15 protein-coding genes are annotated in these 17,450 nt (G+C 65.5%); 12 read left to right on the forward strand and 3 right to left on the reverse strand.

The annotated features are described in order from the left end of the window. The first annotated feature begins 105 nt into the window (after positions 1-105). The 4 genes from ychF to NG898_RS25020 all read left to right on the forward strand — a co-directional run bounded on the left by ychF (position 106) and on the right by NG898_RS25020 (position 6,309). Positions 106-1,200, forward strand: a complete 1,095-nt coding sequence (ychF, locus tag NG898_RS25005) for a redox-regulated ATPase YchF (protein WP_252694972.1) — start codon at positions 106-108, stop codon at positions 1,198-1,200. A gap of 365 nt (positions 1,201-1,565) precedes the next feature. After that, positions 1,566-3,830, forward strand: coding sequence for an ATP-binding protein (locus tag NG898_RS25010; protein WP_252694973.1), 2,265 nt, complete (start codon positions 1,566-1,568; stop codon positions 3,828-3,830). A gap of 26 nt (positions 3,831-3,856) precedes the next feature. Beyond that, complete coding sequence (locus NG898_RS25015) at positions 3,857-4,324, forward strand: response regulator (RefSeq protein WP_024972795.1); 468 nt, start codon at positions 3,857-3,859, stop codon at positions 4,322-4,324. Between the two features lie 26 nt (positions 4,325-4,350). Next, on the forward strand, positions 4,351-6,309 hold the full coding sequence (locus NG898_RS25020; protein WP_252694974.1) for a hybrid sensor histidine kinase/response regulator: 1,959 nt from the start codon (positions 4,351-4,353) through the stop codon (positions 6,307-6,309). Between the two features lie 30 nt (positions 6,310-6,339). Here NG898_RS25020 and NG898_RS25025 read toward each other — a convergent pair whose 3' ends face one another. After that, entirely contained in the window at positions 6,340-6,582 is a 243-nt protein-coding gene (locus tag NG898_RS25025; protein ID WP_252694975.1) for a GlsB/YeaQ/YmgE family stress response membrane protein, read from the reverse strand. A 222-nt stretch (positions 6,583-6,804) separates the two neighbouring features. Between NG898_RS25025 and hemA the strand changes: the two genes are divergently transcribed. The 6 genes from hemA (at position 6,805) to NG898_RS25055 (ending at position 11,877) form a co-directional block, all read left to right on the forward strand. Continuing rightward, a complete protein-coding gene (gene hemA, locus NG898_RS25030) occupies positions 6,805-8,112 on the forward strand; it encodes a glutamyl-tRNA reductase (protein ID WP_252694976.1) in 1,308 nt (435 codons plus the stop codon). A gap of 108 nt (positions 8,113-8,220) precedes the next feature. Then, positions 8,221-9,303: a peptide chain release factor 1 gene (gene prfA / locus NG898_RS25035; RefSeq protein WP_252694977.1), complete on the forward strand. Its 1,083-nt coding sequence runs from the start codon at positions 8,221-8,223 to the stop codon at positions 9,301-9,303. A gap of 182 nt (positions 9,304-9,485) precedes the next feature. Then, entirely contained in the window at positions 9,486-9,854 is a 369-nt protein-coding gene (locus tag NG898_RS25040; protein ID WP_252694978.1) for a hypothetical protein, read from the forward strand. A gap of 97 nt (positions 9,855-9,951) precedes the next feature. Continuing rightward, positions 9,952-10,854, forward strand: a complete 903-nt coding sequence (prmC, locus tag NG898_RS25045; RefSeq protein WP_252694979.1) for a peptide chain release factor N(5)-glutamine methyltransferase — start codon at positions 9,952-9,954, stop codon at positions 10,852-10,854. 68 nt (positions 10,855-10,922) lie between these two features. Further along, on the forward strand, positions 10,923-11,234 hold the full coding sequence (grxD, locus tag NG898_RS25050) for a Grx4 family monothiol glutaredoxin (RefSeq protein WP_009241977.1): 312 nt from the start codon (positions 10,923-10,925) through the stop codon (positions 11,232-11,234). A 19-nt stretch (positions 11,235-11,253) separates the two neighbouring features. Next, positions 11,254-11,877, forward strand: a complete 624-nt coding sequence (locus NG898_RS25055; RefSeq protein WP_313903648.1) for a UbiX family flavin prenyltransferase — start codon at positions 11,254-11,256, stop codon at positions 11,875-11,877. A 22-nt stretch (positions 11,878-11,899) separates the two neighbouring features. Here NG898_RS25055 and NG898_RS25060 read toward each other — a convergent pair whose 3' ends face one another. Beyond that, the gene (locus tag NG898_RS25060; RefSeq protein WP_004634685.1) at positions 11,900-12,070 is read right to left on the reverse strand and encodes a hypothetical protein; all 171 of its coding nucleotides are present in this window, start codon (positions 12,068-12,070) and stop codon (positions 11,900-11,902) included. 121 nt (positions 12,071-12,191) lie between these two features. After that, positions 12,192-12,932 (reverse strand): hypothetical protein, encoded by a 741-nt coding sequence (locus tag NG898_RS25065; RefSeq protein WP_252694980.1) that lies wholly within the window; start codon positions 12,930-12,932, stop codon positions 12,192-12,194. A 310-nt stretch (positions 12,933-13,242) separates the two neighbouring features. Between NG898_RS25065 and NG898_RS25070 the strand changes: the two genes are divergently transcribed. Further along, positions 13,243-14,829 carry a glucan biosynthesis protein G gene (locus NG898_RS25070; protein ID WP_313903650.1) on the forward strand — a complete coding sequence of 529 codons (1,587 nt, stop codon included), beginning with the start codon at positions 13,243-13,245 and terminating at the stop codon, positions 14,827-14,829. Beyond that, positions 14,802-17,390, forward strand: a complete 2,589-nt coding sequence (mdoH, locus tag NG898_RS25075; RefSeq protein WP_252694981.1) for a glucans biosynthesis glucosyltransferase MdoH — start codon at positions 14,802-14,804, stop codon at positions 17,388-17,390. The genes NG898_RS25070 and mdoH overlap by 28 nt, the downstream gene beginning before the upstream one ends. The last annotated feature ends 60 nt before the right edge of the window (positions 17,391-17,450 follow it).

The raw sequence follows: 17,450 nt of genomic DNA on the forward strand, positions 1-17,450 counted from the left end.
CGGTTACAATCACGCCTTTCCGTGAACGACGCGCACAGCCCGGATTCCACTGTGCTGCCGCCTCCCCCGCGTCACGCAACCCCTTGATTTAGAGCCTTTTTCACCATGAGCCTCCAATGCGGCATCGTCGGTCTGCCGAACGTCGGCAAGTCGACCCTGTTCAATGCCCTGACCAAAGCCGGCATCGCTGCCGAGAACTACCCGTTCTGCACGATCGAGCCCAACGTAGGCGTGGTGGAAGTGCCGGACGCCCGCCTGCAGGCGCTGGCCGACATCGTCAAGCCCGAGCGGGTGCTGCCGGCGGTGGTCGAGTTCGTCGACATTGCGGGCCTGGTGGCGGGCGCGTCCAAGGGTGAAGGCCTGGGCAACCAGTTCCTGGCCAACATCCGCGAGACGGATGCCATCACGCACGTGGTGCGCTGTTTCGAAGATGAAAACGTGATCCACGTCGCCGGCAAGGTCGACCCGATCGCCGACATCGAAGTCATCAATACCGAACTGGCCCTCGCTGACCTGGGTACGGTCGAAAAGGCGCTGCAGCGCTACACCAAGGCCGCCAAGTCGGGCAACGACAAGGAAGCCGCCAAGCTGGTCGCCGTGCTGGAAAAAGCGCAGAAGGTGCTGGATGAAGCCAAGCCCGTGCGCGGCCTGAACCTGACCGACGACGAGTGGGCAACCATCAAGCCGCTGTGCCTGATTACTGCCAAGCCGACCATGTACGTTGCCAACGTGCGCGAAGACGGCTTCGAGAACAACCCGCACCTGGACGCTGTGCGCAACTACGCTGCGCAGACGAATTCGCCGGTGGTTGCCGTGTGCGCCGCCATCGAAGCCGAAATCGCGGATCTGGACGACGCCGACAAGGCTGAATTCCTCGCCGACATCGGCATGGAAGAGCCGGGCCTGAACCGCGTGATCCGCGCAGCCTTCAAGCTGCTCGGCCTGCAAACTTACTTCACGGCCGGCGTGAAGGAAGTGCGCGCCTGGACGATCCACATCGGTGACACGGCCCCGCGCGCCGCAGCGGCCATCCACACCGACTTTGAACGCGGCTTCATCCGCGCCCAGACGATTTCGTACGACGATTTCATCCAGTTCAAGGGCGAACAAGGTGCCAAGGAAGCCGGCAAGATGCGCGCCGAAGGCAAGGAATACATCGTCAAGGACGGCGATGTGCTGCACTTCCTGTTCAACGTCTGAGCAGCACAAGCACAACGAAAAAGCCCCGCAGCGATTGCGGGGCTTTTTTCATGGGCGAAGCGAGCTTGCACGCCTGGGCAACGGGGCAGTCCGGCTACCCTTCCAGCCTTGTAACGTTGAAGCGACCCAGCATCACTTTTTTACCTGCGGGAAGGGCCGAGAACGCTGCTTCAGTGCTCCATTGGGCGCACCGCTATGCCGTTTTGGCGTGTCGGGCACGTCGCTTGCGTAGCGCACAGCGGATACGCTGAACCCCGGCAGGCCGCTTCCGCCCGGGGCAGCCCGCCGCCCCCGCCCCGGCATTCAGCCAAGGCTTCGGGGTGGCGCACTCGCCCAACGCCATGAGTTCGCAATCGCCTCCGCCCTTGTCCGTAGTTGATGACGTCGATGCCTCGCCCGGTATTGGCAGCCACGCTGCCATCCAGTCGCGCGGGGTGTTGCTATGCCTGTCCGAACCCGATTTACGCATCCACCAGGTGAGTGAAAACCTGGAGGCTGCGCTGGGTACGCCAGTGGCCACCGCGCTGCAGGCACCCGTGGACCGTGTGATCGGCACCGCCGGCCGCGAGGTGCTGGAGCGCGCCCTGGGCACCCACAGCATCGACGGCCATCCGTTGTATATCGGCACGCTGCAGACGCCACACGGCCACGCGCTCGACGCGGTGATGCATCGGCACAAGCGTACGCTGATCCTGGAACTGGAACCCGCGGTGCATGCGGCCGACGGTGCGTTTGCATCGATGTATCCGCTGGTGCGCACGTTCGTTGCCAGCCTGCAAGCCGTCAGCACGGTCGATGCGCTGACGGACCTGGCAGCGCGCGAAGTCCGCCGCCTTACGCACTTCGGCCGCGTCACGATCTATCGCATTGACCGCGATGGCTCCTTGCAGGCACTCGCCGAAGCGCGCGATGAGGCCTATGACACGCTGGTCGGCACGCACCTGTCAGGCGCCGGCATGACGCCCGAACTGCGCAACCTGTATAGCCACAACCCCTTGCGTCTCGTGGCAGACGTCGACGATACGCCGGTAGGTCTGGTGCCGCCGCTGCATCCGTCCACCGGGCGCGCGACTGATCTGACGTATGCGGCGCTGCGCGCTGCGTCGGAGGCGCAGCGCGAAACCATGCGCCGCATGGGCGCGAAGGCCTCGCTCACGCTGGCGCTTACAGTGCGAGGCAACCTCTGGGGCCTGATCGCCTGCCACCATGCGACGCCCTGTTCTTTGTCGTTTGAAGTGCGCACGGCGTGCGAACACCTCGCGCAGATTCTGTCGCTGCAGATCGAAGCCAAGGAAGACCGCGCCGAGATCGCCCACCGGCTGGAACTGCGACGCATCCTGGTGCGCCTGCTTGCCGCAATGGCCGACCGTGACCATTTTCAGGAAGGTCTGATCGAACATCCCGCCGATCTGCTGAGCTTTGCCTCGGCCAGCGGCGCCGCCATCGTGCGCCAGGGCGAGTGTGTGCGCATCGGTGCCGCGCCTGACGAAGACAGCATCCTGCGCCTGACCGAATGGCTGGCCGATGAGCACCCCGGCGACGTCTTCCACACCGACCATCTGGCCGCCGCCTATCCGGACGGCGCCGAACTGCTGCCCCAGGCCAGCGGCGTGCTGGCTGTGCAGGTTTCGCAGCTGCATCGCCACTACGTGCTGTGGTTCCGTCCCGAAACCCCGCACACCGTACGCTGGGCGGGCGACATGCCGGACCCGGCCACCGCTCACGATACCGGGCAGATGCTCGCTCGCACGCGTTATTGGCACGAGCACATCGCACGCACATCGCGCCCGTGGCGTACGAGCGAGGTGGAAACCGCTGCGGAGTTCCGCTACGCCGTGCTCAACATCGTGCTGCGCCGCGCCGAAGAAGCCGCGGAGTTGACCAGCGAGTTGCGCCGCGCCAATCACGAGCTGGAAGCGTTCTCGTATTCCGTTTCGCATGACTTGCGCGCGCCGCTGCGCCACATTGCCGGCTATGCCGAATTGCTCGACGAGATGGAGGGTGAGCACGTCTCGGCGCGCGGGCGGCATTTTCTGCAGACGATCTCGGAGTCGTCGCGCTTTGCGGGCAAGCTGGTCGACGACCTGCTGACCTTCTCGCAGATGGGGCGCGGCGCGCTCCACCAGACCGATGTCGACCTCGCGCAACTCGTACGCGGCATCGTCCGCGACCTGACGATCGACCAGGGGCGTCGCCATATCGAATGGAACATCGCCGCGCTGCCGGTGGTGCGCGCCGACCCGACATTCCTGCAACTGGCGATGCGCAACCTGCTCTCCAACGCCGTCAAATACACGCGTGACCGTGATCCGGCGCGCATCCATATCGACGCCGAACAGACCGACGCCGAAACCATCGTGCGCATTGCCGACAACGGCGTGGGATTCTCGATGGAATACGTGGCCAAGCTGTTCGGCGTGTTCCAGCGGCTGCATCGCATGGACGAATTCGAGGGGACCGGCATCGGCCTGGCCAATGTGCGGCGCATCATCGATCGCCATGGCGGCCGCACCTGGGCCGAGGGCGAGCTCAACCGCGGCGCGACGTTCTACTTTGCGCTGCCGCGCACGCCCGACCCGCAGGCGGCATCCGGGGCGGGCCTGCACACACCCGCGACTCGCGATACCTGATCGTTCTTTCCACGTTCATTGTCACCATGCTCAAACCCATCCTGCTCGTCGAAGACAACCCAAACGACCTCGAGCTGACCCTGCTGGCGCTGGAGCGCAGCCAGCTTGCCAACGATGTGGTCGTCACCCGAGACGGCGCTGAAGCGCTGGATTACCTGCACGCACGCAACCTTTACGCGCAACGCGTGCCGGGCAACCCGGCCGTGGTGCTGCTCGACTTGAAGCTGCCGAAGGTCGACGGCCTGGAAGTGCTGGCCGAGATTCGCGCCACGCCCGCGCTCAAGAGCCTGCCGGTGGTCATGCTGACCTCGTCGCGCGAAGAAACCGACCTGCTGCGCAGCTACGAACTGGGCGTCAACGCCTATGTGGTCAAACCGGTGGAATTCCGCGCGTTTGTCGATGCGATTGCCGATCTGGGCGTATTCTGGGCAGTGCTCAACGAACCGCCGCCGGGTTCCACCCGGGCACGCCGTACGTTGCTGCCGGCGAGCTAGCCGCCCCCTCCGGAGCAATCGCCCCCATGCCCAATCTGCAACTGCTGCTGGTCGAAGACAATCCTCTCGACGCAGAACTGACGCGCGCCCGACTGGAAACCGCCAACCTGCAGGCCGACACCACGCTGGTCGACAACGAGACCGACTTCATCGCCCAGCTCAGCGCACGGACCTTCGACGCCATCCTGGCCGACTACATGCTGCCGCAATTCACGGGGGCGGAGGCGCTGGACATTGCGCGCCGCATGGCGCCGCAAACGCCGTTCATCTTCGTATCGGGTGCGCTGGGCGAGGAGCACGCGGTGGACATGCTCAAGCGCGGCGCCACCGATTACGTCATCAAGCAGCGCCTGCAGCGCCTGCCCGTGGTGCTGTTGCGGGCGCTCGCCGAAGCGGCCGAACGCCGTCAGCGCATCGCCGCCGAAGCCGCTCTGCGGGAAGCGGAAACGCACTTTCGCCTGCTGATCAACGCACTCAAGGAGCACGCCGTGCTCTCGCTCGACCCGCAGGGCATCGTGCGCACCTGGAACGCGGCGTCGCGCGGCATTCTCGGGTATGCACGCGAAGACATCCTCGGCAAGTCGGCAGAGATTCTGTATCCGCAGGCCGCGCGCGAGGCGGGCGAATTCCAGCGCAAGCTCGAACGCGTGCGCCGCGAAGGCAGCCTCACCGACGACCGCTGGATGCTGCGCAAGGACGGCACGCCGTTCTACGCATCAAGCGTGGTCACCGCCATCCACAACGAAACCGGGCAACTGGTCGGCTTTTCCAAGATCATCCGCGACTCCACGGAAGAGCGCATCGCGGCCGACGCCCTGCGCCGTGCCAAGGAAGAAGCCGAGACCGCCAACCACGCCAAGGACCACTTCCTGGCCGTGCTCTCGCATGAACTGCGCACGCCGCTCACGCCCATCCTGACCGCCGTGCATCTGCTGGAACTGCGCCAGGATCTGCCGGCGTATGTGGTCGCGCAGTTGGAAGTCGTGCGCCGCAATGCCGAGCTGGAAGCGCGTCTGATCGACGACCTGCTCGACATCACGGGCATTGCGCGCGGCAAGCTGGCGGTGAGCTTTGCGCTGGTTGACCTGTATCCGCTGCTGGAAAGCACGCTGGAGATGTCGCGCAACGACATGCAGGCCAAGCGGCTGTCGCTCAAGACGCGCTTCGAGGCGGGCCGCAGCCGGCTGTATGCCGATGGTGCGCGCATCCAGCAAGTGATCTGGAACCTCGTGCGCAACGCGGTCAAGTTCACGCCCGACGGCGGCGCCATCGAGGTGCGGGTCTGGAACCCGTCGGCCTCCACCGTGGCCGTGGCGGTGAAGGACAACGGCATCGGCATCGAACTTGACGCGCTGCCGCGTATCTTCTCGGCGTTCGAACAGGCCGATGCATCGATCACGCAGCGCTTTGGCGGGCTGGGGCTCGGCCTGGCGATTGCCTACGCGCTGGTGCAGAAGCACGAGGGCTCCCTGATTGCCGAGAGCGCCGGCCGCCACGAGGGCGCCACATTCACACTCACGCTGCCGCTGGCCTCCGAGAGGGTGCAGCCCGAGACACCGCCCTCGCCGCCCTTGCCACGCGCCCAACCGACGCGCGGCCTGCACGTGCTGCTGGTGGAAGACAACGCCGATACGGCCGAAGCCATGTCGCAGATGCTGGAAATTCTTGGCCACAGCGTCACCGTCGCCAATGGTGCCCGCACGGCCATGCAAGCCGCTGAATCTGGCACGTTCGATCTGCTGATCAGCGATATTGGCCTGCCGGACGGCAGCGGCCTGGACGTGGTGCGCGTTTTTGCCGAGCGGCAAGCCGCACCATCAATCGCGATTACGGGCTACGGCATGGAAGAAGACATCGCCCGCTGCCGAGAGGCGGGCTTTACCGATCACCTGACCAAACCGGTGGACTTCAAACGGCTGGAAACGCTGATGGCCGGATATCTGGCCGCACGCGATGCGCGCGCCGCCGACGTGGGCGCGGGCTGAAACGCGCCAGAATGCCGCAGGACACTCGATCTAGCGGCGCAGCAGGCCCCAGGCGGCAGACAGCAGCATGGCGCCCACCACGGCGCTCGTCCACGCCATGATTTGCCCATCGGCATACAGGTGGGCGAACTGGCCGCTGTAGTAACCGAACAACGCGCCGAGCCCGCCCGTCACGAGCGCAGCCAACCAGCCCAAGCGCTTGCCTGCAGGATGCAGCCAGCGCGCCGCCACGCCCACCGCCAGCCCGATCCACAGCGGCCCGATCCACCCCATGCCTGTTCTCCGTATTGCCCTTGAGCGATTCAACTGGACGCGTACCTTAGCGCAGGACGCTGCAGAAGGCCACGGCAGCACAGCGCGCGGCACGTGACGAATAATCGACATTCCGTCACACATGCCACCAGATTTGACCTGCGTCCTGCTCATCTGGGGGGCGGGCGTTATAATCCAGAGTACTCAAAATTCGTGCCGTCCCCTTTTAACCGGCCGCCCCACATGCAGTTGCTGACCCTCGGAATCAACCACCACACTGCGCCGCTTTCCCTGCGCGAGAAGGTGGCGTTTCCGCTCGAGCAGCTCAAGCCCGCGCTGGGCACGCTGCGCCAGCACCTGCCGCACCTCAGAAGCACGGCCGAAGCGGCAATCCTTTCCACCTGCAATCGCACTGAAATCTACTGCGCAACCGACGGCAACCTGCCCGAGCAGACCGCGCACGAGCATGCGATTCGCTGGCTGGCGCAGCACCACAATATCGACCCCGGCGAACTCGCGCCCCATGTGTATTCGCTCGGGCAATCGCTGGCGGTACGTCACGCATTTCGCGTGGCCAGCGGGCTCGATTCGATGGTGCTGGGTGAAACGCAGATCCTCGGCCAGATGAAGGACGCCGTGCGCACCGCCACCGAGGCGGGCGCCCTCGGCACATACCTGAATCAGCTATTCCAGCGCACCTTTGCAGTGGCCAAGGAAGTGCGCGGCACGACGGAGATCGGCGCGCATTCCGTGTCGATGGCCGCCGCCGCCGTGCGCCTGGCGCAGCGCATCTTCGAATCGATCTCAGATCAGCGCGTATTGTTCATTGGCGCCGGCGAGATGATCGAGCTGTGCGCCACGCACTTCGCCGCGCAGACGCCGCGTGAGGTGGTAATCGCCAACCGCACGCTGGAACGCGGCGAGAAGCTCGCCGAATCGCTGTCGAACCAGGGCCTGAACGCTCGCGCCGTGCGCCTGGCCGAACTGCCGACCAAGCTCGCCGAGTTCGACATCGTTGTTTCGTGCACCGCCAGCACGCTGCCCATCATCGGCCTGGGTGCCGTGGAGCGCGCCATCAAGCAGCGCCGCCACCGCCCGATGTTCATGGTCGACCTGGCCGTGCCGCGCGACATCGAACCCGAAGTGGCGCGCCTGTCCGACGTATTCCTCTACACCGTGGATGACCTGGGCGCCATCGTGCGCGAGGGCAACGCGCTGCGGCAGGCTGCCGTGGCACAGGCCGAGGCCATTATCGAAACGCGCGTGCTGAACTTCATGCACTGGCTCGACGCGCGCAGCGTGGTGCCCGTCATTCGGGATCTGCACGCGCAGGCCGAAACGCTGCGCCAGGGTGAGCTGGAACGCGCGCAGCGCATGCTCGCGCGTGGCGATGACCCGGCGCAGGTGCTTGAAGCGCTGTCGCAGGCGCTCACCAAGAAATTCCTCCACGGCCCGACGCATGCGCTCAACCACGCGCAGGGCGAAGGCCGCGAACAGCTCATCGACCTGCTGCCGGCGTTGTTCCGCCAGTCCAGCCACTCCGAGCGCTAGCGGCCAGCGCATCGCACGCGCGCCGCCTGTTTTCACTCCGGCACGCAACTTCTGGCGCGGTATCATGCGCCGCCCTCGCTTCCAGCGTTTCCCTCCGCGACTGCCCGAATGAAGCCCAGCATGCTGTCCAAGCTCGACCAACTGGCCGAGCGCATCGTCGAAATCAATGCGCTGCTTGCGCGTGAAGACGCTACCGCCAACCTCGACCAATACCGCAAGCTCACGCGCGAACATGCCGAACTGGAGCCCGTGGTCGCGCAATTTTCCGCATGGAAGCAGGCCGAGGAAGACATCGCCACCGCACAGGAATTGGCGGCCGATCCGGACATGAAGGCGTTTGCCGAAGACGAACTTCGCGCCGCGCGTGAGCGGATGGAGTCTCTCGAAGGCGAGCTGCAGCGCCTGCTGCTGCCCAAAGACCCGAACGACCATCGCAACATCTTCGTGGAAATCCGTGCCGGCACAGGCGGCGATGAATCGGCGCTCTTTGCCGGCGACCTCCTGCGCATGTACACGCGTTACGCCGAACGGCAGCGCTGGCAGGTGGAGATCGTGAGCGAATCGCCGTCGGACCTTGGCGGCTACAAGGAGGTGATCGCGCGGCTGGTGGGCGAAGGTGCGTACTCGCGCCTGAAGTTCGAGTCTGGTGGCCACCGAGTGCAGCGCGTGCCGGCCACCGAGGCCCAGGGGCGCATCCACACGTCGGCCTGCACCGTGGCGGTCATGCCCGAGGCCGACGCGCTGGCCGACATCCAGATCAACCCGGCGGATTTGCGCATCGATACGTTCCGCGCGTCGGGTGCGGGCGGCCAGCACATCAACAAGACGGATTCCGCCGTGCGCATTACCCACCTGCCGACCGGCCTGGTGGTGGAGTGCCAGGATGACCGGAGCCAGCACCGCAACAAGGACCGCGCCATGCAAGTCCTGGCCGCGCGCCTGAAGGATCGCCAGGAGCGTGAGGCGCAAGCCAAGGAAGCCAGCGCCCGCAAGAGCCTGATCGGCTCGGGCGACCGCTCCGACCGCATCCGCACGTACAACTTCCCGCAGGGCCGCGTGACCGATCACCGCATCAACCTGACGCTGTACAAGATCGACGCGATCATGGACGGCGACATCGACGAACTCGTGGGTGCATTGGCGGCCGAGCATCAGGCGGAACAGCTTGCGGCGTTGGGCGAAGACGCCTGATCGCCCAATCGTTAAAAAAGCGCACCGCCCGTAACATCCGCTTGCGTTTGATACAGCTTTGCGCGATGGCGCGCCGGCCCCGCGTTCCTATAATCGATCTCGATCACGCCGAGTGCATCGCCGGTCGCATCCGGCGCGCACTCACCAACAAGCGCGGCAACATCACGATTAGGAGAATCGCAATGCGTACCCAACTGCTGGCTATTACCGTCGCCACCACCCTCGCACTCGGTCTGGCCGCCTGCGGCAAGAAAGACGACGCCACCGACCAGGCCGCCAAGAGCGCGATGGAACAATCGAAGGACGCCGCCAAACAGGCGCTCGACAACGCCGGCACCGCCGTGACCAAGGCCGCCGACGCCGCCAAGGTGGAACTCTCGCAAGCGGCCTCGGATGCGCAGGTCTCCGCTTCGGGCGCGCTGGCCCAGGCCAAGGATGCTGCCAAAACCGCGGCCGACAAGACGGCCGACGCGGCCAAGGTTGCAGCGGACAAGACCGCTGACGCCACCAAGGAAGCGGCCAACAAGGTCAAGGACGCGACCAAGCAATAAGCGCCGTTTAACCGCACCGACCCGCTCGCGGGCCCGCGCCACATCGGCCGGGCCCGTGTTATTTTGTGCGCCCGATCTTCGCTGCTGGTCTGTTGCCGTGTCGTCTTCCCCCGTCATTTCGCCCGAAACCCTTGCTCGCGTGGCCGATGCGCTGACAGCGCTGGCGCGTGCCGGCTTGCCTGCCCTGGAAGCACGCATGCTGGTCTCGCACGTGATGGGCCTGTCGCGCGTGCAACTCATCACGCAAGACACCTGCGCCATCGACGTGGCCGCGCGCGCGCAAATCAGCGAACTTGCCGCACGACGCCTGGCCGGTGAGCCGATGGCCTATCTGCTCGGCGAACGTGAATTCTTCGGCCGCACGTTCAAGGTGACGCCAGCCGTGCTGATTCCGCGGCCCGATACCGAATTGCTGGTCGAACAGGCGCTGGACCGCCTGGAAGAACGCGATGCGCCCGCCGTGCTCGACATGGGCACGGGCAGCGGCATCATCGCCATCACGATTGCGCTGGCGCGGCGCGACGCGCGCGTATGGGCCACCGATGCCTCCGCCGATGCGCTGGCCGTGGCAATCGACAACGCCAAGGCGCTCGGCGCCACCAATGTCCAGACTGCGCTGGGCGACTGGTATGGCGCGCTGGCCGATGCCGATGCGCCGCCCGCATTCGATCTCATCGCCAGTAATCCGCCGTACATCGCTGCCACTGACGCGCATCTCGATCAGGGCGATCTGCGTTTCGAACCCGCCAGCGCCCTCACCGACCACGATGACGGCCTGCGCCACCTGCGCAGCATCGTCGCAGGGGCGCCTGCACGGCTTACCTCCGGCGGCTGGCTGCTGCTCGAACACGGCTACGACCAGGGCGAACCCGTGCGTGCGCTGCTGAGCGGCGCCGGCTTCGCCAACGTCTTCACCGCGCAAGACTTGGCTGGCCACGACCGCTGCAGCGGCGGGCAATGGCTGGATCAAAACGCCGGTGCGCGTTCCTCGCTAAAATAGACAGGTTTTCCAATGTGGATGGCAACCCGGAAACCCAGCTGCCGCCCCTCACCAAATCGAGTCTCCCCATGAGCACCACGCACGAAAAGATCGACCAGATCGTCAAAGGCCACCCCGTCGTCCTCTTCATGAAGGGCACGGCGCAATTCCCGATGTGCGGCTTTTCGGGCCGCGCCATCCAGATCCTGAAGGCCTGCGGCGTGGACCGTCCGCACACCGTCAACGTGCTGGAAGACGACGAAATCCGCCAGGGCATCAAGGACTACGCCAACTGGCCGACCATTCCGCAGCTCTACATCAAGGGCGAATTCATTGGCGGCTCGGACATCATGATGGAGATGTACCAGAGCGGCGAGCTGCAGCCGCTGCTGGCTGCTTGAGCTGCGTTCTCGTTTCAGCGTGACCCAGACCCCGAACGCCGCCGCTCAAACGCCACCTGTGCGCCGCATCATCGTGGCGATCACGGGGGCGTCGGGGGCAATCTACGGTGTGCGGCTGCTGCAGGTTCTGCAGGACCTGCGTGAATCAGCGGGGGTGGAATCGCACCTGCTGATGTCGCCCGCAGGGCTGATGAACGTGCAGCACGAGCTGCACATGGCACGCGAAGAAGTGGAAGCGCTGGCGCACGTCGTGCATAACGTGCGCGATATCGGCGCGACCATCGCGAGCGGTTCCTTTGCTGCCGAAGCGATGGTGGTGGCGCCCTGCTCGATGAAGACGCTGGCGGCCGTTGCGCACGGCCTCTCGGACAATCTCATTGCCCGCGCGGCCGACGTCACGCTCAAGGAGCGCCGCCGTCTGATTCTGATGGTGCGCGAAACGCCGTTGAATCTGGCGCATCTGCGCAACATGACGGCCGTCACCGAGATGGGCGGAATCGTGTTCCCGCCCGTACCGGGCTTTTACCAGCGCCCCAAGACGATCGACGACTTGGTCGACCACACAGTCGGGCGCGTGCTGGACCTGCTTGGCTTGCCGCAGACGTTGGCGCCGGGCTGGCCGGGCCTGCGCTCAGCGGACTAGACGCTGATCAGCCAACTGCCGATCAGCGGTGGTGGTAATTGAAGTACACCGAAGGTCCACCCCAATAGCCGCCGTAGTAGGCGGGATAAGCCGGTGCGGCATAGACCGGCGCAGGGGCCACGGCCACCGGTGCCGGATACACTGCACAACCCCCAAGCGTCGCGGCCAACAAGGCCAGAGCCACGATTTTCATGATTAGCGTCCTTCGGCCCCGCTAGTGGAGCCATGTGGACGTTATAAGCCGACGCGAGCGGCGTCGGCGTCATGCGGGTGTAAGCGGTGTAACCGAAAACTACGAACATGTGTCCGTAAGTTCACTGCTTAGGCGTCGGCTTGCCTGAAGAGGGCTTGGCCGTCGCGGCGGGCGCTGAAGCCGCCACGCCAGACGCAGCAGCAGGCTTGGGTGCATTCGGATCGACTTCTGCACGCATCTGGTCCATGACGGCCCCGGCGCGCGGTGCCCAAAGGAATTCCACCGTACCGTTCTGCGGCTCTTCGGGAATCGCGTACATCGTGATGACGGTCTGATGGCCTGCCCAGCGTGCGCGCAGCGAATCGACCGTCTTGCCAGACTTCAGCTTGAGCGGCGCCTTGCCTTCCTGCGCAGGCTTGCCGTAACGATCGGACAGGGCCTGGAAGACGCGCTGTTCGGTATCCACGCCGCGCGTCGGCACGAACATGCCGGCGATGTTGCCATCCTGGTCAATCAGGAGCACGGCCTGCGGCCCATCCATCAACTCGGGGCGCAATGCCTGCGGCACGCCCAGCGAGCGCGTTCGGCCATGCGATTCAAGCGCATCGGAGCAGTATTCGGCGACATCCTTGCCACCATTCGCGCGTACGTCTTCGCACGAAGGCAGCTTGCGCAGCGGCTTGCCCAGCGGGAAGGCATCGAGCAGCACCGCCACGTCGCCGGGATCGCGCACAGCCTTGGCTGGCGCTGCAGACTTGGGAGCCGCCTTGGCTGCGGGTGCTGCAAACGCCACGGGCGCGAGCAACGAGGTCGAAAGGGCAAGCGCGGCAGTTGCCGTGGCGCGTCGCGTCCAGCAGGTCATGCGAACTCCATGGAGGAAAGAGCCGAGAGTGTGCCACGCGGGAATCCCGGCACACGGCAAAGCGATTCTGACTGCCGGGCGGCGGTGTGCGTTCCCCTCAACCGAACGGTTGACCCGCCACAGACCGCATGATTACACGCCATTTGACGCGGATCTCGGCCCGATGCGGTCAGAAACATTATCAAAATGTTGCCGGTTTTGATCTCGCAAAGGTACGGCGGGTAAAATCTCGGCGGCACAGACGAATGACCGGCAGGACCGAAGCGTCACGTTCCTCGGCCCGCCGCATAGACGCGATCTCATTTTGAACATTCCCTCCGCTGTTTCCTCCCGCACGCCGGGGGCCGCTCGCGCGGCACGCACCCGTTCGGTAGCCGGCTATGCACGGCTGGCCGTTGGCTTGCTGGCGCTGGCTTCGGCGCATGCTGCGCTGGCCTTCGGTTTCAACGATGTGGCCACACGCGCCAAGCAACTGGCCTCCAAGCCGTACCAGGCGCCCGCCGACACCCTGCCCCGCGAACTGCGTGAACTCCGCTACGACCAGTACCGCGAAATCCGCTTCAAGTCGGACCAGGCTTACTGGCGCCGCGACAAGCTGCCGTTCGAACTCGGTTTCTTCCACGAGGGTTCGTACTACGACCAGCCCGTGAAGATCAACGAGGTGTCGCCCGCCGGCGTGCGCGAAATCCGCTTCGATCCACGCCTGTTCGACTACGGCCCGGTAAAGCTCGACCCGAAGCAGTTGCAGAAGCTCGGCTTTGCCGGCTTCCGCGTGCACTACCCAATGAACACGCCCAAGTACAAGGACGAGGTCATCGTGTTCCTGGGCGCGTCGTACTTCCGCGGTATCGGCAAGGGGCAGGTCTACGGCCTGTCCGCGCGCGGGCTCGCCATCGACACTGCGCTCAATTCGGGCGAGGAATTTCCCCGCTTCACCGATTTCTGGATCGAACGCCCGGCCGCCAATGCGAAAGAGCTGACGATCTACGCGTTGCTTAACTCGCGCCGCGCCACGGGTGCCTACCGCTTTGTCATCAAACCGGGCAGCGACACGGCGGTCGAGGTGAAGGCGCAGCTGTACATGCGCGAGAACGTGAGCAAGCTGGCCATTGCCCCGCTCACCAGCATGTTCTTCTTTGGCGAGAACCAACCGGCGCCTGCGCTGGATTTCCGCCCCGAGGTGCACGACTCCGACGGCCTGTCAGTGCTTTCCGGCACGGGCGAATGGATCTGGCGCCCACTGACGAACCCCAAGCGCCTGCTGGTCAGCTCGTTCGGGACGACCAACCCGGGCGGCTTCGGCCTCATGCAACGTGACCGCGCGTTCTCCAGCTACCAGGAAATCGGCGACCGCTACGAACTGCGCCCGAGCGCGTGGGTCGAGCCCGTCGGCAAATGGGGCGCGGGCCGTGTGGAACTGGTGCAGATTCCGACGCCAGACGAGACGAACGACAACGTGGTCGCCTACTGGGTGCCTGAAAATCCGCCCAAGCCGCATCAGCCGTTCAATCTTGAATACCGCCTGCTATGGCAGAAAGACGCCGACAAGAAGCCGGCGCTGGCATGGGTTACGCAGACGCGTCGCTCGCACGGCTGGACGACCAAGCGCCCGGACGAGCGCAAGCCCGACGATACGATCGCCTTTGTGGTCGACTTCGAAGGCCCCGCGCTGGCAAAGCTTCCGCCCAATGCACCGGTTGAGCCGGTGTTCTCGGCAGATGCCAACGGCAAGATCGAATCGATCTTCGGCCAACCCAACACCGCGACCGGCGGATGGCGCGTGACCGTGCGCCTCAAGCGGGTCGACGACGATAAACCCGTCGAAATGCGCGGCTACCTGCGCAGCGGCGGCACCGGACTCTCTGAGACGTGGAGCTACCTGTTACCTCCGGGCTGAACGTGACGACAGCCCAGACCGGCGGTGCCGCTGGCACTGCCCCCTCCACCAGCCCTGCCACAGCGCAGTCTGTGGCCGACCATTACCTAGAGGCGCTGCCGCTGGCGGCCGAGGCGCGCGCTGCGCTGCTGCGCACCGCGGGCATCACAGCGGGCGACGACGATGCAGCAGCGCTCGCCAAGCTGCATCGCGCACTGGCCAGGCTCGACCCGGCGCAGACGACCTCCCTTGATGCGGATGCACCGGCCTACGCGTCCGTAGGCTCGCGTCTGGATGCCGCCTATGGCGCCACGCGCGCCGATGCTGCATCGACGGAGCCTTCTGCCGAGCCCGCACCGCCGCTTGAGCACGACAGCGAAGGCCGCATCCATCTGGACACCGGGCCCACGCCTGCGCGTCGCTCGATGGTGCCGTGGCCGTGGGTGCTCGGGCCAATCTGGCGCACCCGCAAGGCCATCGACCGCTGGATGCACGGCGGCAAGAAGCCCGTGCCGTACGAAGCGCCTGACTCGCCGGACCCGAAAGGCATCTGGCGCTTCGTCGGTGCGCGCCGCCGCCTGACGCTGCTGGCGCTGATGATCGCGCAGACCGTCGCTGCCACCTGGGCGATGAGCACGGTGCTGCCGTACCACGGCGCCGACTGGCTCGAAGCCATCATCATCGTGCTGTTTGCGGTGCTGTTCTGCTGGGTGTCGGCGGGCTTCTGGACGGCCATTACGGGCTTCCTGCTGCTGGCCTTCCACGGCGACCGCTTCGTCATCTCGCGCCGCGCCACGCCCGACGCCACGATTCCCGACGATGCGCGCACAGCCATCGTCATGCCGATCTGCAACGAAGATGTGCAGCGCGTCTTCGCCGGGCTGCGCGCGACGTACGAATCGTTGCAGCGCACGGGGCACCTGGAGCACTTCGACTTCTTCGTGCTTTCAGACTCCGGCGACCCGGATATCCGCACGGCAGAAGCCGATGCCTGGCTGCATATCTGCCGCGCGCTCGATGGTTTCGGCCGTATCTTCTACCGTTGGCGCCGCCACCGCGTGAAGCGCAAGAGCGGCAACATCGACGATTTCTGTCGGCGCTGGGGTGGCAAGTACCGCTACATGATCGTGCTCGACGCAGACAGCGTGATGAGCGGCGATTGCCTGACGCGCCTCGTGCAGTTGATGGAAGGCGCGCCAAGCGCGGGCATCATCCAGACCGCCCCGCGCGCCGCCGGCCGCGACACGCTGTACGCGCGTATCCAGCAGTTCGCCACGCGTGTGTACGGGCCGCTGTTCACCGCCGGCCTGCACTACTGGCAACTCGGCGAATCGCACTACTGGGGCCACAACGCCATCATCCGGCTGGACCCGTTCATCAAACACTGCGCGCTGGCGCCGATTCCGGGCAAGGGTTCGCTTTCCGGCGAGATCATGTCGCACGACTTTGTCGAAGCCGCGCTGATGCGCCGCGCCGGCTGGGCCGTGTGGATCGCCTATGACCTGGACGGCAGCTACGAAGAGATGCCGCCCAACCTGCTCGACGAGCTGGGCCGCGACCGCCGCTGGTGCCACGGCAACCTGATGAATTTCCGTCTGTTTGGTGCGCCGGGCTTCCACCGTGTGCACCGCGCCGTGTTCATCACCGGGGTGATGGCCTATCTGTCGGCGCCGCTGTGGTTCCTGTTCCTAATCCTGTCGACGGCCCTGCTTGCCAAGCACACGCTGATCGCGCCGGAGTACTTCACGCAGCCGCGCCAGCTCTTCCCGATCTGGCCAGAGTGGCATCCCGAAAAAGCCGCAGCGCTATTCTCTGCCACCGCCACCGTGCTGTTCCTGCCCAAGATCCTCAGCGTGCTTGTGCTGTGGGCACAGGGGCCGAAGCGCTTTGGCGGGGCGATCCACCTGGCGTTGTCGATGGCGATCGAGGCGGCGTTCTCGGTGCTGGCTGCGCCCGTGCGCATGCTGTTTCACACGCGCTTCGTGACGGCCGCGTTCCTGGGCTGGAAGGTGCACTGGAAATCGCCGCCGCGCGAAGACGCGCAAACACATTGGGGCGACGCCGTCCGCCGCCACGGCCTCCACACCGTGATCGGCATCGTCTGGGCTGCAATCGTGTATTGGCTGAACCCGAGCTTCCTCTGGTGGCTTTCGCCAGTCGTGGGCGCGCTGATCGTGTCGATTCCGCTGTCCGTGTTCTCCAGCCGCGTGAGCCTGGGCCGCCACATGCGGCGCCTGCGCCTGTTCATGATCCCGGAAGAAGTGCGCCCACCGCGCGAGCTCCGCGCCACACGCAAGCACCTGCGCAACGCGCCCCCAATGCCGGACTTTCGTCAGGCCGTGGTCGACCCTGTCACCAACGCGCTGATGTGCGCGATCGGCACCGCGCGCTTTCCGCACGACCGGCGCCTGATTGCTGTGCGGGAGGCACATGTGCGTCACGCACTGGAAGTCGGTCCCGACAAGCTCACGGGCAAGCAGAAACTGGTGTTGCTGTCGGATCCGTTCTCGCTGTCGGCGCTGCACCTGGCGGTGTGGTCGTCACCTGAACAGCGTGCGGCCTGGGAGCCTGCACAAGGCTGAACGACCTTGCCCTGCGCCATCCCGCGCCCCACCAGCATCTTGCCGGGTGGGGCGTTTTAC

It is taken from the genome of Ralstonia mojiangensis (assembly GCF_023955645.1).
GTDB lineage: Bacteria > Pseudomonadota > Gammaproteobacteria > Burkholderiales > Burkholderiaceae > Ralstonia > Ralstonia mojiangensis.

Excerpts from the sequence above, each read along its gene's own strand:
- ychF (WP_252694972.1), top strand. The coding sequence starts at position 106 with ATGAGCCTCCAATGCGGCATCGTCGGTCTGCCGAACGTCGGCAAGTCG.
- NG898_RS25015 (WP_024972795.1), top strand. The coding sequence starts at position 3,857 with ATGCTCAAACCCATCCTGCTCGTCGAAGACAACCCAAACGACCTCGAG.
- NG898_RS25020 (WP_252694974.1), top strand. The coding sequence starts at position 4,351 with ATGCCCAATCTGCAACTGCTGCTGGTCGAAGACAATCCTCTCGACGCA.
- NG898_RS25025 (WP_252694975.1), bottom strand. The coding sequence starts at position 6,582 with ATGGGGTGGATCGGGCCGCTGTGGATCGGGCTGGCGGTGGGCGTGGCG.
- hemA (WP_252694976.1), top strand. The coding sequence starts at position 6,805 with ATGCAGTTGCTGACCCTCGGAATCAACCACCACACTGCGCCGCTTTCC.
- prfA (WP_252694977.1), top strand. The coding sequence starts at position 8,221 with ATGAAGCCCAGCATGCTGTCCAAGCTCGACCAACTGGCCGAGCGCATC.
- NG898_RS25040 (WP_252694978.1), top strand. The coding sequence starts at position 9,486 with ATGCGTACCCAACTGCTGGCTATTACCGTCGCCACCACCCTCGCACTC.
- grxD (WP_009241977.1), top strand. The coding sequence starts at position 10,923 with ATGAGCACCACGCACGAAAAGATCGACCAGATCGTCAAAGGCCACCCC.
- NG898_RS25060 (WP_004634685.1), bottom strand. The coding sequence starts at position 12,070 with ATGAAAATCGTGGCTCTGGCCTTGTTGGCCGCGACGCTTGGGGGTTGT.
- NG898_RS25065 (WP_252694980.1), bottom strand. The coding sequence starts at position 12,932 with ATGACCTGCTGGACGCGACGCGCCACGGCAACTGCCGCGCTTGCCCTT.